The 15,282-nt window shown below is 36.6% G+C and carries 12 protein-coding genes and 1 other annotated feature (1 of these 13 running past the window's edge); all 12 genes read right to left on the bottom strand.

Going from position 1 to position 15,282, the window contains the following annotated elements; translation table 11 throughout:
• Nucleotides 1–76: 76 nt before the first annotated feature.
• The 12 genes from pyrE to ileS all read right to left on the bottom strand — a co-directional run bounded on the left by pyrE (nucleotide 77) and on the right by ileS (nucleotide 15,026).
• Nucleotides 77–691, bottom strand: coding sequence for an orotate phosphoribosyltransferase (gene pyrE / locus ACFQ18_RS05250; RefSeq protein ID WP_047186341.1), 615 nt, complete (start codon nucleotides 689–691; stop codon nucleotides 77–79).
• On the bottom strand, nucleotides 688–1,389 hold the full coding sequence (gene pyrF, locus ACFQ18_RS05245) for an orotidine-5'-phosphate decarboxylase (RefSeq protein ID WP_047186342.1): 702 nt from the start codon (nucleotides 1,387–1,389) through the stop codon (nucleotides 688–690). Before pyrF ends, pyrE begins: the two co-directional genes overlap by 4 nt.
• Nucleotides 1,382–2,299: a dihydroorotate dehydrogenase gene (locus ACFQ18_RS05240; RefSeq protein WP_060667899.1), complete on the bottom strand. Its 918-nt coding sequence runs from the start codon at nucleotides 2,297–2,299 to the stop codon at nucleotides 1,382–1,384. Before ACFQ18_RS05240 ends, pyrF begins: the two co-directional genes overlap by 8 nt.
• Nucleotides 2,296–3,051, bottom strand: a complete 756-nt coding sequence (locus tag ACFQ18_RS05235) for a dihydroorotate dehydrogenase electron transfer subunit (protein ID WP_204797802.1) — start codon at nucleotides 3,049–3,051, stop codon at nucleotides 2,296–2,298. Before ACFQ18_RS05235 ends, ACFQ18_RS05240 begins: the two co-directional genes overlap by 4 nt.
• Nucleotides 3,048–6,248 carry a carbamoyl-phosphate synthase large subunit gene (gene carB / locus ACFQ18_RS05230; protein WP_204797803.1) on the bottom strand — a complete coding sequence of 1,067 codons (3,201 nt, stop codon included), beginning with the start codon at nucleotides 6,246–6,248 and terminating at the stop codon, nucleotides 3,048–3,050. Before carB ends, ACFQ18_RS05235 begins: the two co-directional genes overlap by 4 nt.
• On the bottom strand, nucleotides 6,241–7,341 hold the full coding sequence (locus ACFQ18_RS05225) for a carbamoyl phosphate synthase small subunit (RefSeq protein ID WP_204797804.1): 1,101 nt from the start codon (nucleotides 7,339–7,341) through the stop codon (nucleotides 6,241–6,243). The genes carB and ACFQ18_RS05225 overlap by 8 nt, the downstream gene beginning before the upstream one ends.
• Complete coding sequence (locus ACFQ18_RS05220) at nucleotides 7,334–8,626, bottom strand: dihydroorotase (protein WP_204797805.1); 1,293 nt, start codon at nucleotides 8,624–8,626, stop codon at nucleotides 7,334–7,336. Before ACFQ18_RS05220 ends, ACFQ18_RS05225 begins: the two co-directional genes overlap by 8 nt.
• Nucleotides 8,580–9,503: an aspartate carbamoyltransferase catalytic subunit gene (locus ACFQ18_RS05215; RefSeq protein WP_204797806.1), complete on the bottom strand. Its 924-nt coding sequence runs from the start codon at nucleotides 9,501–9,503 to the stop codon at nucleotides 8,580–8,582. Before ACFQ18_RS05215 ends, ACFQ18_RS05220 begins: the two co-directional genes overlap by 47 nt.
• Before the next feature lie 436 nt (nucleotides 9,504–9,939).
• Nucleotides 9,940–10,482 carry a bifunctional pyr operon transcriptional regulator/uracil phosphoribosyltransferase PyrR gene (gene pyrR / locus ACFQ18_RS05210; RefSeq protein WP_047186417.1) on the bottom strand — a complete coding sequence of 181 codons (543 nt, stop codon included), beginning with the start codon at nucleotides 10,480–10,482 and terminating at the stop codon, nucleotides 9,940–9,942.
• Nucleotides 10,483–10,679: 197 nt separating this feature from the next.
• Nucleotides 10,680–11,591, bottom strand: a complete 912-nt coding sequence (locus ACFQ18_RS05205) for an RluA family pseudouridine synthase (RefSeq protein ID WP_047186348.1) — start codon at nucleotides 11,589–11,591, stop codon at nucleotides 10,680–10,682.
• Nucleotides 11,588–12,058 carry a signal peptidase II gene (lspA, locus tag ACFQ18_RS05200; protein WP_047186349.1) on the bottom strand — a complete coding sequence of 157 codons (471 nt, stop codon included), beginning with the start codon at nucleotides 12,056–12,058 and terminating at the stop codon, nucleotides 11,588–11,590. Before lspA ends, ACFQ18_RS05205 begins: the two co-directional genes overlap by 4 nt.
• 217 nt (nucleotides 12,059–12,275) lie before the next feature.
• The gene (gene ileS, locus ACFQ18_RS05195) at nucleotides 12,276–15,026 is read right to left on the bottom strand and encodes an isoleucine--tRNA ligase (RefSeq protein WP_047186350.1); all 2,751 of its coding nucleotides are present in this window, start codon (nucleotides 15,024–15,026) and stop codon (nucleotides 12,276–12,278) included.
• A 124-nt stretch (nucleotides 15,027–15,150) separates the two neighbouring features.
• Nucleotides 15,151–15,282 (bottom strand) — a binding site (T-box leader); it runs 92 nt beyond the window's last position.

The following is a 15,282-nucleotide window of genomic DNA, read 5'->3' as shown; positions in this document are numbered from 1 at the left end:
ATATGTTTCACTTAATCCAATTTCAATATCGCAATAAAAAAACGCTCATGTGACAATGTCCCATGAACGCTGATTATTATAGATTATCACGCCACTCTAGTAATTCTTTCTTTTGTTGATTATTTAGTTTATCATCTTCAACTAACGCGTCAATTAATTCGTCAAAATTAGTAATCGTTGAAAAAGAAAGGTTTGCAGCTTCAAATTGTTGTGTTGCTTTTTTCAAACCATAGGAAAAAATGGCAAATACATCTAAAATCTTAGCCCCTTCTTTTTCAAGGGCCTTAGCTGATTCAATGGAAGAACCACCTGTTGATATTAGATCTTCAATGACCAATACTTTTTGTCCTTCTTTAATTTCTCCTTCGATTTGATTACCTTTCCCATGGCCTTTTGGCTTAGAGCGTACATATACCATTGGAAGATCAAGTCTTTCAGCTAGCCAAGCCGCGTGTGGAATACCTGCCGTAGCACAACCAGCAATAACTTCGGGTTGTTCATCCATTTCTTTTATTTTTTGAACAAATGCCTCTACAATTTTTCTGCGTATGGTTGGATAAGACATCGTTAATCTGTTGTCACAATAAATTGGTGACTTAATACCTGAAGTCCAAGTAAAATATTCATTCGGATTAATTTGTACTGCTTTCATTTCTAATAAATCACGCGCTAGGTCTTGACTTAATGTCATGTTAATCCACACTCCTTTAATGCTGTTTCGTACGCAACACGGGGGTTCCGGGCTTTGGTAATACTTCTTCCGATGACTAATATATCAGCTCCATTTTCCTTCGCATAGGAAGGAGTAGCTACTCGCTTCTGGTCATTCACATCTGTATTTTCTAAACGAATCCCTGGTGTCACTGTCAAGAAGTCATTCCCGCATTGTTTTTTGATGTCGTTTGCTTCATGAACCGAACATACAACTCCATCCGCTCCACTTTGTTTAGCCAAGCTTGCAAAATGCATCGCATTACTTAATACATCTCCAGGAATAAGAAGATCATTGTTCAATACTTGTTTATCCATGGAAGTTAAAATGGTAACTGCAATTAATTTAGTTTCTGTATTACTACTTAAAAGACCTTCTTTCGCAGCTTTTATCATATCACTTCCACCTAATGCATGAACATTGACGATGTCTACACCTAATTTCCCTAAGTTGTGCATCGCTTTCTTCACAGTAGTCGGTATATCGTGTAATTTTAAATCTAGAAAAATGGGATGGTTATTTTCTTTTAGTTTTTCTATAACAGCTGGGCCTTCGCGGTAGAATAATTCCATTCCTACTTTAACCGGAACACCTGTTAGATCATTATTTACTAGAAATTTCTCCGTTTCATTCCAGTTTTCAAAGTCTAGTGCAATATAAATTAATTGATTACTCATTCATAACCGCCTTTCCAATTGCGTCCTCTACAGCGTTAAAACCATATCGTTCTAATGCTCTAGGTAATTCATCAATGATATCTGAGCAAATGAGAGGATTAGAAAAATTAGCAGTTCCGACAGCAACAGCACTTGCCCCCGCTAATAAAAATTCTAGAACATCTTCTGCACTCCTTATACCACCCATCCCAATGATTGGAATATGGACATGCTGTTTTACCTCATAAATCATTCGTATAGCGATAGGTTTAATGGCAACACCAGATAATCCACCCGTTTTATTAGCAATGATCGGTCTTTTAGAGGCAAGATTAATTTGCATACCAGTTAATGTGTTAATCATAGATAACCCATCCGCTCCGGCACTTTCAACTGCTTTTGCCATCGCAACAATGTCCGTTACATTTGGCGATAATTTAACGTATACAGGAAGATTACTAGCCTTCTTAACGATTTCTGTTACTTTAGCTGCCATCTTGGGATCTGTTCCAAATTGGATACCGCCTTCTTTAACGTTTGGGCAAGAAATATTTAATTCAAGTGCATGAACAGCCTTAGTATTGTTAAATGTTCTGGCAACATATTCGTATTCCTCTATCGTACTTCCAGCTACATTTGCAATGATACTCGTATCATATTGAGAGAGAAATGTTACTTCATTTTCAATAATTTTCTCTACTCCGGGGTTCTGAAGCCCGATTGCATTAAGCATCCCTGATGCTGTTTCAGCAACACGTGGAGTAGGATTACCAAATCTCTCACTCCCTGTAGCTGCCTTCATAATAACAGCACCTAATTTACTTAAATCATAAAACTGACTATATTCTCTACCGAAACCAAAGCAGCCTGACGCTGGCATGATAGGGTTCTTCAAATGAAGTCCAGGTAAGTTCACTTGTAATAGACTCATAATATAACCTCCCTGGCTGCAAATACAGGACCATCACTACAGATTTTTTTATAGCCTTTTTCAGTATTAGTAGGTACCACACAAGCAAAACATGCTCCAACTCCACATCCCATACGTTCTTCTAATGAAATGAATCCTTCCTTTTCTGAGAGTTCATTGGTTATTGCTTTTAACATAGGAAGTGGTCCACAAGAGTAGTAACGATCAAATTGTTCAACTTGGGGAATGACCGTTGTAACAAATCCTTTATCACCGTAAGAACCATCATTTGTTACGACATAGGTTTGAGAAAATTGTTGAAATTTCTCTTCATAAAATACATGTTCTTTCGATTGAAAACCAAGAACAGAAATGACATGAATATTTTGTTTAGCTAGGGACTTTCCTAAGTAATACATAGGAGGGACTCCAATCCCTCCACCTATTAATAGCACTGTATGAATTCCCTCTGTACTGGTTTCAAATCCATTGCCACTAGGGCCTAGAACATTTAAAAAGTCTCCAGCTTTCGACTCGGACAATTTTTCTGTTCCAGATCCTAACTTTTTAAAAAGAATGGTTACCGTTTCGTTATCCTTATCTACATCGGCTATCGATATTGGTCTACGAAGTGTATGACCTTCTACCAAAATATGAATAAATTGTCCAGGAATGGCATTCTCACTAATGTAGCTATTCTTTAAAACCATTTCTATCGTGTCTTTTGCAATTTGATTAGTGGAAACAATTTTCATACGTTGCTTGCTAATCATAGTATCACTGCCTCTTTACCAGTCATTGGTTTAGCACTAAAAGTTGTCGAATCAATCACGTTTAAAATGGCATTTGCCGTGTCTAAATTAGTTAAGCATGGAATACCGTGTTCCACTGATTGTCTACGGATTAAGAATCCATCGGAACGTGTTTTTTTACCAGAGTTTAACGTATTAATAACAAATTGTACATGTCCACTTTCGATGGTAGATAGAACATTCGGCTGATTAGAACCAACCTTTTCAACCTTCGTCACTGGTATACCAAATTGCCCTAAATACCCTGCTGTTCCTTTCGTTGCATAAAGCTGGAATCCAAGCTGATTAAATCGTTCAGCAATTTCTCGAACTTCTTCCTTATCTTTATCGGCAACGGTTAAAAGCACTCCACCTTCTTGTGGTACCTTAATTCCGGAAGCGATTAAACCTTTATATAATGCTTTTTCCAATGTCTTATCATACCCAATCGCTTCACCAGTAGATTTCATTTCAGGCCCTAAGATGGTATCGACACTACGTAGTTTTTCAAATGAGAAGACAGGAATCTTTACTGAAACAAGATCTTGTTCCGGTAGAATGCCAGTCTCAAATCCTAAATCTACTAACTTAGTTCCTAATATACATTTAGTAGCAATATTTGCCATGGTTACGCCAGTTATTTTACTTAAGAAAGGAATAGTTCTACTTGCTCTAGGGTTAACTTCAAGAATATAAACATCTTCACCGCGAATGATAAACTGAATATTGATAAGTCCTTTTACCGCTAGAGCTTCCGAAATTAATTTCGCCGCTGCTAAACATTTTTCTTTTACGGTTTGGCTAAGTCTTTGTGGTGGATAGACTGCCATCGAGTCACCAGAGTGAACGCCAGCACGTTCAATATGTTCCATAATACCCGGAATGATCGTAGTCTCGCCATCACTGATAGCATCTACCTCTACTTCAATACCTGTTAAATATTTATCAATTAAGATAGGATGTTCTGGGTCGACCTTATCAGATTTTTGTAAATAGTTTTGAAGTTCTTCATCACTATAAACAATTTCCATCTTACTTCCACCAATTACATATGATGGACGAACTAATACAGGATAGCCAATTTCATTTGCTACGTCAATAGCTTGATCAAGTTTACGAACAGCTTTACCTGTTGGACGAAGTAAGTTAAGATCATCAAGAAGTTCCTCAAATTTATCACGGTCTTCTGCACAATCAATGGATTCAAGTGAAGTTCCTAGTAGTTGAACGCCTCTTCTTTTAAGTCCAGCTGCAAGGTTAATCGCAGTTTGTCCACCAAACTGAACAATAACTCCTTCAGGTTTTTCTAAGTTCACAACATGCATAACATCTTCTAATGTTAATGGTTCGAAATACAACTTATCTGAAACACTAAAGTCTGTTGAAACTGTTTCTGGATTATTGTTCATAATAATTGCCTCATAACCCATTTCTTTAATTGCTAGTACGGAGTGAACCGTAGCGTAGTCGAATTCTATACCTTGTCCGATACGGATCGGTCCAGAACCTAACACAAGAATCTTCTTTCTATCGGATACGATAGATTCATTTTCCTCTTCATAGGTACTATAGAAGTACGGTGTTTCAGATTCGAATTCCGCTGCACATGTATCTACCATTTTATAGACCGGTGTCACTTGTTCTTTTACTCTAAATTCGTATACTTCATCAAGGGAAACATCCCATAGTCTTGCGATTTGTGCATCAGCTACGCCAAGTTCTTTTGCCTTTTGAACAATTTCTTTAGAGAATCGATTCTCCCTTATTTCCATTTCGAATTCAACTAGATTTTTAAGTTTTTCTAAGAAAAAGCGATCAACCTTCGTAAGGTTAAAGAGTTCATCAACAGTCATTCCACGACGGAAGGCTTCAGCAATGACAAATATTCTTTCATCATCTGCTTTTTTAAGACGTTTCACCAGAACATCATTTTCTTCATTAACTAAACTTCTTAACCAAAGTTCCTCTGTACCACTTTCTAATGAACGAATTCCTTTTAATAAAGATTCTTCAAAATTACGACCAATCCCCATAACTTCCCCAGTTGCCTTCATTTGGGTACCTAGTTTTCGATCACCAGTGTTAAATTTATCGAATGGGAAACGAGGTAATTTAGAAACCACATAATCTAAGGCTGGTTCAAACATTGCATATGTTGTACCTGTAATCGGGTTGATTATTTCATCTAGTGTATAACCAACTGCAATCTTCGCCGCTACTTTCGCGATTGGATAACCTGTAGCCTTTGATGCTAGTGCAGAAGATCTACTTACTCTAGGGTTCACTTCAATAATATAGTAATTAAAGCTATTTGGATCTAGCGCTAATTGAACATTACATCCACCCTCAATTTCTAATGCACGGATTATCTTAAGAGACGCATTTCGAAGTAGATGATATTCACGATCGCTTAAAGTCTGTGATGGTGCAACAACTATGGAATCTCCTGTATGAATACCTACTGGATCAACATTTTCCATATTACAAACCACAATTGCCTGATCATTTTTATCCCGCATCACTTCATATTCAATTTCTTTGTAACCAGCTATGTTTCTCTCTATTAAACACTGATTAACTGGCGATAAGGATAGACCATTTCTTGTAATTTCTTTTAATTCATCTTCGTTGTAGCACATACCGCCACCAGTACCACCAAGGGTATAAGCAGGACGAACGATTAATGGAAAGCCTATCTCACTTGCAAAATCTAATGCTTCTTCAACCGTATGAACGATACTACTTTCAGGTACTGGCTCATTTAATTCGTACATTAAATTTCTAAACTGTTCACGATCTTCAGCTTTCTGAATTGCTTCGAGTGAAGTACCTAAGAGTGTCACATGATATTTATCGAGAACCCCTGATTCTTCCAGGGAACTCGCAAGGTTTAAACCTGTTTGCCCTCCTAAAGTTGGAAGCAAAGCATCTGGTTTTTCTTTACGGATAATTTTTGTCAAAAATTCAACCGTTAAAGGTTCCATGTATACTTTATCCGCAACGGTATTATCTGTCATGATGGTTGCCGGATTGGAATTCGCTAAAATTACTGTGTAACCCTCTTCTTTCAAAGACTGGCAAGCTTGTGTTCCAGAGTAATCAAATTCCGCTGCCTGACCAATGACAATCGGTCCTGATCCAATAACTAGGATTTTTTCAATTGCGGTATTTTTAGGCATATGCTTCAACCTCTTTCTTCTTGTGATTCTCTTGCATCATGTTTAAAAACTCATCAAATAAGTAGTTTGTATCTTCTGGTCCTGGTGAAGCTTCTGGATGATATTGAACAGAAAATGCTGGATATAGACTATGCTTAATCCCTTCAACCGTATTATCATTTAACGCTATTTGTGTTAATTCTAGGCCAGTACCTTCTAGAGAGGCTGCTCTCACCGCATAACTGTGATTTTGTGATGTTAAGTATGTTCTATTTCTAAGTATATCTTTAACCGGATGATTTGCCCCACGATGACCAAATTTAAGTTTTTCTGTATCAGCACCATTGGCAAGTGCTAACAGTTGGTGACCTAAACATATTCCAAAAATTGGTATCTTCCCAATAACTTGTTTAATCATTTCAATAGCTTCTGGAACATCTTTTGGATTTCCAGGACCATTTGTCAACATAATTCCGTCCGGTTTTAATCTTAAGATGTTTTCCGCACTATAGTTATAAGGAACAACTGTAATATGGCAATCTCGTTTCGTTAATTCTCTTAGAATACCGTGTTTTGCACCAAAATCAACCATGACAACTCTCATGCCACGTCCAGGAACAACATAAGGTTTTATAGTAGAAGTTTGTTTTACCTGGTCAGTAGGAAAACTTGTGTCTTTAAGTTCGTTAACAATTTCTTCTATCGACTTACCCATATCAGAAATTTTGGTCTTCATCGTACCATACTTGCGAATAATTTTAGTTAGTTTGCGAGTATCCACCCCAGTAATTCCAGGTATGTTGTTGGCCTTTAAGAAATGATCTAAGCTTTCTTCATTTCTGAAATTGGATGGGTATGTACTTACTTCCTTTACAACTAATCCATGAATGAATGGAGTGATTGTTTCGAAGTCGTCTCTATTAATACCATAGTTTCCTACAAGTGGATATGTCATGGTAACAATTTGCCCACAGTAGGATGGGTCGGTAATTACCTCTTGATATCCGGTCATACCAGTATTGAACACAATTTCTCCTGATTGTGTACATTCACTACCAAAACCATCTCCTATAAAGAATGAGCCGTCTTCTAATACTAATTGTCGTTTAGCCATGTTGTATCTCCTCCTCATCGATATAACGAACTTCTCCATCAACCATGGTTAAGATTGGTTGTGCCTTTACTTCCCAATTATGAAATGGTGTGTTCTTTCCTTTTGAATAGAATGTGTTTTTATCGATTACACTATTTTTTTCTAAGTTAACTACAGTGATGTCTGCAATAGCATTTTCTTCTAATCTTCCGTATGGTAAGCCAAACACTTCTGCAGGCTTAATTGTCACCCAATCTACTAATTGATTAAGAGTAACTTTATTTGTTAGAACGAGATTGGTGTATAGTAGTGGGAATGCCGTTTCCAATCCTACAATTCCAAATGGAGCCTTTAACATGCCTTGTGCTTTTTCTTCAGCTGAGTGTGGGGCATGATCTGTTGCAATGAAATCAATCGTCCCATCTAGCAATCCTTCTAGTAATGCTTGTTGATCTTCTTTAGCGCGTAGTGGAGGGTTCATTTTGAAGTCTCCAGAATCCTCTTTAATATGTTCTTCATTAAGAATAAGGTGGTGTGGTGACACTTCGGCTGTTACATTAATTCCAGCTCTTTTGGCATCATGAATCACCCTTACAGATTCTTTCGTACTTACATGACAGACATGATAATGGCAACCTGTTGCTTCTGCCAATAATACATCTCGAGCTATTTGAACGGATTCACTTAAAGATGGAATTCCAGGAAGATTAAGAGCTTTACTTACTTTTCCATCATGAACAACTCCGCCATACACAATAGAATTATCTTCACAGTGGGCTACAATGGCACGCCCAGCTTTTTTAGCACGTTTCATAGCTTGTAACATGAAATCCGCAGTTTGAATTCCTACACCATCGTCCGTAAAGGCAAATACGCCTAGTTCAGCAAGTTCTTCAAATTCTACTAACTTTTCCCCTTTTAAGTTCTTTGTAATTGCAGCGTAAGGTAGTACACGAACTTGTGCATCTTGTTTTATTTTTTCAAAAAGAGCATTAACTGTTTCTACATCATCTGGAACTGGATTTGTATTTGGCATTGAACAAACAGTAGTAAATCCACCTCGCGCTGCGGCCTTTGTACCAGATAGAATGGTTTCTTTATGCTCTCCACCTGGTTCTCTTAAGTGAATATGAACATCGATAAAACCTGGTAATACCAGATTCCCTTTAACATCAATTTCACGATCAGCTACTTCTGATATTGTAGAATTTATTTCTTTAATTTGGTTATCTTCAATCAAAATTTCACAGTTCTCTAATTCATTTGATGGCAGTAAACGTTTGGTATTCTTTAAAATAATTTTCATTGATTGTCCCCCACTCTTCTAATAAATGCATCATAATAGCCATTCTTACATATACCCCGTTAGTCATTTGCTTAAATATACGTGATCTAGAACATTCTACCAAGTCGGTATCAATTTCCACTCCTCGATTAACCGGTGCTGGATGCATAATAATAGCATGTTCCTTCATTCTTTGTTCTCGCTCTTTGGTTAAACCATACATATCTAAATAATTTGATGTCTCAGCTTTATGGAGATGTCTTTCATGTTGAATTCTTAGTAACATAATGACATCACAAATTTCAACTGCTTGATCAAGAGAGATATAGGGAACTTCCAATTCCTCATCCTCAAAACCAGGGGCTGCACAAAGATAAACTTCTGCTCCTAATTTTTGCAAAGCACAAACATTTGATCTAGCAACTCGACTATGTTTGATGTCGCCTACGATAGCAATATTTAGTCCATCAAGAGTTCCATATTCTTGGTATATGGTAAGTAGATCTAGCATGCATTGTGTCGGATGATCTGCTTTACCTGCACCAGCATTAATCATTGGAATGGAAAGGTTTTTTAATTCCTTTGACCAATCATCTGACTGATGTCTTATTACTAGCATGTTGGCACCTATCGACTCAAACGTTTTTGCCGTATCATAAAGTGTTTCACCTTTTAGAACACTTGAAGATTCAGAGTGAAAATCCAGTACTTCTAAACCCAATTTTCTTTCAGCAACCGTAAAACTCATTTTCGTTCTTGTACTTGGTTCAAAAAATAAATTCGCTACAAATAGTTGCTCCGCTAACGAGAAATCATTTTCACGATAATACTCTGCTCTAATTAAAAGTTTATAAATATCTTCCTCATTTAAATCACTGACGGAAATAAAGTTTTTCATCATTCCACCCCATTTAAGTTTTCCAATAAAAAAACCTCTTTGCATAAAGGTTGCAAAGAGGTAAGCATGCCAAAAAATCATATTTAAAGCACACCACTACATACAACCTTTTAAATCTCTCTGGATTTAATTAAAAGTTGACTTATTTCATTGAATTAAAAAGTATAAAATTCAGCTTGTTATTTCTTTTTTTAAGAAAGTCCACGTCCGGCGCTTGCGCTTTTGTTCTTGTCTAGGAAATTATAAAATTTGTGGCTGTGGATAACTTAGATACAGAAATAGCCACGTCCGGCTCCAGCGCCCAGTGACTAGTAGACTTCCTTCACCTCCGTACGATAAGTCAACATCGACTCGCTTACGCTCTCCGTGTTTCCTTTATCTCCTACGGCTCAGTCCAGTCTATACGTCACTAAACGGGCGCTTGCGCCTTTGTTCTTTATTTTTCATAAATCGATACTCGATCATCTCCATCGATTTCATTCAATTGTACAACAATAATTTCTTTTTCTGATGTTGGGATATTTTTTCCTACATAATCAGCTCGGATTGGTAACTCTCGATGTCCACGGTCTACTAATACCCCTAACTGAATTAAAGCAGGTCTTCCTATATCCATAACTGCATCCATCGCAGCCCGTACAGTTCTCCCCGTGTATAAAACATCATCAATTAAGATTACATTTTTTCCAGATAAATCTTCATCAATCGTTGCTGACTTAATTTCAGGATCGGAATTCGTTGAAACCTTTTCTAAGTCATCTCGATATAAGGTAATATCAATTTCGCCCACTGGAACTTCAATCGATTCAATTTGTTTTATTTTATCTTGAAGTCGCTTAGCAATTGGAACTCCTCTTGTTTTAATCCCTACTAGTATAAGTTCTTCTCCACCTTTATTCTTTTCTAGTATTTCGTGGGACATCCGAGTCAAAGCCCGATTCATCGCAGCTTCATCTAAAATATCTGCTTTTTTCTTCAACATAACTCACTCCCTTTTGTACTCTAGGAAACGAAAAAATCCTTTTACCATGAGGTAAAGGATTCACTTCGATAGACTTATCCATTTTATAATGAATACACTTGTCTATGATTCACGATTCCTTTTCTAGCCTCACAGGACTATTGTTAAAAGGTCTTATTTAACTGTTATTATTATTTCAAACTTTAGTTAACATGTCAATATATTTTTTCAATATAATGTAATACTTTTATAAAGGATTCTGGCGGCTCCACTTCAAATTCCATCCACTCATTCTTCCTTGGATGTTGGAACCCAAGAATTTTGGCATGAAGAACTTGACCATCTGTTTCTAATGTTTTTCTAGGACCATACTTTGGATCCCCTACAAGCGGGAAACCAATATATCTCATATGGACCCGTATTTGGTGTGTTCTACCGGTTTCTAATTGACATTCAATATGGGAATAGTCTGGGTAGCTTTGAAGTACTGTGAAATGGGTAACAGCTGGTTTTCCTTTATCAACAACCCCCATTTTCTGACGATCTTTAGGATCTCGACCAATCGGTGCATCTATTACACCTGTTTCATGTGGGATTTGGCCATGTACGATTGCTTCATATTTACGTTTAATCGTTTTTGAAGCCATTTGTTCGGATAAATTAGTATGGGATAGATCATTTTTAGCTACTACTAATAAACCACTTGTATCCTTATCTATACGATGAACAATACCTGGTCTTTCTACTCCATTAATACCTGATAAATCTTGGCAATGATAAAGGAGTGCATTAACGAGTGTACCTGTTTGGTGACCAGCAGATGGATGGACTACCATTCCTTTTGGTTTATTAACTACAAGCAAATCACTATCTTCATAAATAATATCTAAAGGAATATCTTCTGGTATTAACTCTAACGGTTCTGTTTCAGGGATTTCCCATGAAAGCTCATCATCAAGTTGACATTTATAATTTGCTTTTACTTGTATCCCGTTCACCTTTACATAACCATCTTGAATCCAGGACTGTACTTGGGAACGCGAATTTTCAAGGTTAAGTTCAGATAAAACTTTATCTATTCTTTTTTTAGCTTGCTCTTCTGTAATAATATGACGAAAAGAACTCATTTATTTGTTCTTCCTTTCTTTCTTTCATCAAGAATCGTAGCAATAATAACAAAAATAACACCGATTGTTAGTGCCGAGTCTGCAATATTGAAAATTGGAAAATTGTAATTTATTATGTAAAAATCAAAAAAGTCTACTACTTCTTTTCGAAATATGCGATCAATAAAATTACCAAGTGCTCCACCCAATATAAAGCTTAACCCTAATCCTAACCATTTATCAGTTTTAGCAAATTTATTCATGTAATATACGACAGCGATAATGACAATTACTGTTACAATATAGAAAAACAACATTTTCCCTTGTAAGATACCCCAGGCTGCACCTTGGTTTCGGTGTGACGTAAGGTAAAAAAAGCCATCGATGATAGGTATACTTTCACCGATTTCCATAGATCGAACTATAAGCCATTTTGTTAATTGATCCATTCCAATAAGGAAAAGAGCTATGATGTAATACCAATACATCTCATCATCCCTCGATTCTATACAAAGTTCTTTTTCATCTTATATGTTAATCCATTTATTTTCAAGTGTGAGAGAACCATCGTCGAATAGGATTAGAAAACTTGGCATTCACTATTAGGTTAGGTCCCTTAGTTATACTTATATAGACGTAAAGATTTTTATATCTTTCCTAACTGTTAAAAAATACTCTCCATAATGGAGAGTATTTTTATTTCCTTTATGCACTATAGTTCTCTTTAACAATACTTGCACAACGCGTACATAGATGTGGATGATCATGATCCTCGCCAACCGTGTCCGAGGAAACCCAACAACGTTCACAAGTTTCTGCAGGATGTTTTTCAACAAAAACATCCGTATAGCGATATTCCTTCGCATTTTCAGCGGATTCTGCAACAACTGCCTCTGATACAATTAACAGTTGATGTAAATGTTCCATAGAATTTAATACTTCTTTTGTTTCGTTGTCTTTCGGGACAATCGTTACCTTAGATTCTAAAGATTTACCAATCACTTTATTATTACGAGCTTCTTCTAAAGCTTTTAGTACATCATCCCTAATCTTCATAAATTGATCCCATTTTTCTTCATTGAAATTAGAAATTTTTCTTGGCTCAGGCATATCCGTTAATTGAACACTTTCTTCCTCTACTCCAGGAATAAATTCCCATACCTCATCCGCTGTATGCGGGATAATTGGTGAAAGTAGTTGAACTAAAGACTTAAGAATTTCATAATAACCTGTTTGTAAACTTCTTCTACGTTTATTATCTTTCGCTTCGATATATAAAATATCTTTTGCAAAGTCTAAATAGAAAGAACTTAATTCAACAGAACAGAAATTATGAATACTATGATAGATTGGAGAAAACTCGAATCTATCATAACTTTCACGAACTGAGGAAATTAATTTCTGTAGTCGGTTTAGCATATAACGATCCACTTCTTCTAAATCTTCTTCTTGAACAAGATCAGTCTTAGGATCGAAATCAGCTAAATTGCCAAGCATGAATCGGAACGTGTTACGGATTTTACGATAGCTTTCAGAGATTTGTCTTAATATATCATCAGAAATACGTACATCAGCTTGGTAGTCTACAGATGCTACCCAAAGACGTAAAATATCTGCACCATATTGTTTTAATACTTTAGACGGTAATATAACATTACCAAGAGACTTACTCATTTTACGTCCATCCCCGTCAAGAGCAAAACCATGACTTACGATGTTTTTGTATGGTGCATGTCCAGTAACTGCAACAGCTGTAGAAATAGACGAGTTGAACCAACCACGATACTGGTCACTACCTTCTAGGTAAACATCAGCTGGTCTTCTATGTCCCTCTCTATGAAGTAAAACTGCTTGGTGAGAAGAACCTGAATCAAACCATACGTCCATGATATCTGTTTCTTTCGTAAATTTACCATTTGGACTATGTTCGGATGTAAAGCCTTCTGGAAGTAAATCTTTCGCTTCTCTTTCAAACCAAACATTGGAACCATGTTCAGCAAATAATTTAGAAACATGATTAATCGTTTCGTCCGTAATAATCGGTGTCCCATCTTCCCCATAAAATACTGGGATTGGTACACCCCATGTTCGTTGACGAGAAATACACCAGTCTTCGCGATCACGGACCATATTATAAAGTCTTGTTTCACCCCAGCTTGGGTACCAGTTAATTTTCTTGATTTCATCTAAAATATCTTGTCTGAAATCTTTAATCGATGCAAACCACTGTGATGTTGCTCGGAAAATAGTAGGTTTCTTCGTACGCCAGTCATGAGGATACGAGTGTTTAATGAATCCTAGTTTTAATAGAGCCCCAGCCTCTTCAAGTTTCTCGGTAACAGCTTTATTAGCATCGTCGTAAAATAGTCCCTCAAATCCAGGCGCTTCTTTCGTAAATACACCTTTATCATCTAATGGTGATAGAGCTTCTAAACCGTACTCTTTACCAACATAAAAGTCATCTTCCCCATGGCCTGGAGCAGTATGAACACAGCCTGTACCTGCATCAGTTGTTACATGTTTACCTAGCATTACAATAGAATCACGATCATAGAACGGATGTCTAGCTACTGCTCTATCTAAATCTTTTCCTTTAAAAGTTTTAACAACTTCTGGATTTTCCCAATCAAGTTCTGCTGCAACGGTTTCTAATAATTCCTGTGCAACAACGAAGCGGTTGTCTCCAACTTGTACACGAACATATTCTATATCAGGATGGAGACTAATACCTAAGTTTGCAGGGATGGTCCATGGTGTAGTTGTCCAGATAACAATTTTATCGCCTTCTTCAAGAACGCCTTTCCCATCTTGAATCGTAAAAGCAACATAGATAGAAGGTGATTTTTTATCATAGTATTCAATCTCTGCTTCGGCTAAAGCAGATTCAGATGAAGGGGACCAATAAACAGGTTTTAATCCTTTGTAAATATACCCTTTCTTAGCCATTTCACCAAATACTTGAATTTGAGCCGCTTCGAAATCTTTTGTTAAGGTCAGATAAGGATTATCCCAATCCCCACGAACACCTAATTGTTTAAATTGTTCACGTTGCCCATCAACTTGTCTTAATGCGTACTCTGCACACATTTGTCTAAATTCGGCGGTACTTAATTTTTTACGATCTACTTTTTTACCCTTACTTAAAGCCACTTCAATAGGTAAACCATGTGTATCCCATCCTGGGACATATGGTGCATGATAGCCAGTCATGGATTTATGACGAATAATAAAATCTTTTAAGATTTTATTCATCGCGTGCCCGATATGTAAGTTACCATTAGCGTACGGTGGGCCATCGTGTAAAACGAATGAAGGTCTTCCTTTCGTTCTTTCTTGTACTTTCTCATATATGTTATTTTCTTCCCACTGTTCTTGTCTTTTAGGTTCTTTATTTGGTAAGTTTCCACGCATTTTAAATGCTGTTTTCGGCATCAATAGCGTTTCTTTGTAATCCATTTGGTTTCCTCCTTATTTAGTTTGTCTGCTGAAAAGAAATAAACTTTAGCAAATGTCCTAATTCAATTATACATAGTGAAAGATTAATTTTCTTACCTGTTAAAAAAAGCCCTCTCAAATCCCAAAAAGGGACGAGAAGACTCGCGGTACCACCCTTATAAATTTAAAATAAACGTTATTTTAAATTCACTCAATTTCCGTAACGTGGAATAACACGTCCAAAATTACTTTGTTTCATAATGGATACTTTGGAGTG

Origin of the sequence: Oceanobacillus caeni (assembly GCF_042678465.1) — a bacterium.
Taxonomy (GTDB): Bacteria; Bacillota; Bacilli; order Bacillales; family Amphibacillaceae; genus Oceanobacillus; species Oceanobacillus caeni.
Note: the sequence above shows the minus strand (reverse complement) of the source record. Positions and strands in the feature narration are given on the sequence as shown.

Coding starts and splice junctions, on each gene's coding strand:
- pyrE (WP_047186341.1), bottom strand. CDS start 691: ATGACATTAAGTCAAGACCTAGCGCGTGATTTATTAGAAATGAAAGCA.
- pyrF (WP_047186342.1), bottom strand. CDS start 1,389: ATGAGTAATCAATTAATTTATATTGCACTAGACTTTGAAAACTGGAAT.
- ACFQ18_RS05240 (WP_060667899.1), bottom strand. CDS start 2,299: ATGAGTCTATTACAAGTGAACTTACCTGGACTTCATTTGAAGAACCCT.
- ACFQ18_RS05235 (WP_204797802.1), bottom strand. CDS start 3,051: ATGATTAGCAAGCAACGTATGAAAATTGTTTCCACTAATCAAATTGCA.
- carB (WP_204797803.1), bottom strand. CDS start 6,248: ATGCCTAAAAATACCGCAATTGAAAAAATCCTAGTTATTGGATCAGGA.
- ACFQ18_RS05225 (WP_204797804.1), bottom strand. CDS start 7,341: ATGGCTAAACGACAATTAGTATTAGAAGACGGCTCATTCTTTATAGGA.
- ACFQ18_RS05220 (WP_204797805.1), bottom strand. CDS start 8,626: ATGAAAATTATTTTAAAGAATACCAAACGTTTACTGCCATCAAATGAA.
- ACFQ18_RS05215 (WP_204797806.1), bottom strand. CDS start 9,503: ATGAAAAACTTTATTTCCGTCAGTGATTTAAATGAGGAAGATATTTAT.
- ACFQ18_RS05205 (WP_047186348.1), bottom strand. CDS start 11,591: ATGAGTTCTTTTCGTCATATTATTACAGAAGAGCAAGCTAAAAAAAGA.
- lspA (WP_047186349.1), bottom strand. CDS start 12,058: ATGTATTGGTATTACATCATAGCTCTTTTCCTTATTGGAATGGATCAA.
- ileS (WP_047186350.1), bottom strand. CDS start 15,026: ATGGATTACAAAGAAACGCTATTGATGCCGAAAACAGCATTTAAAATG.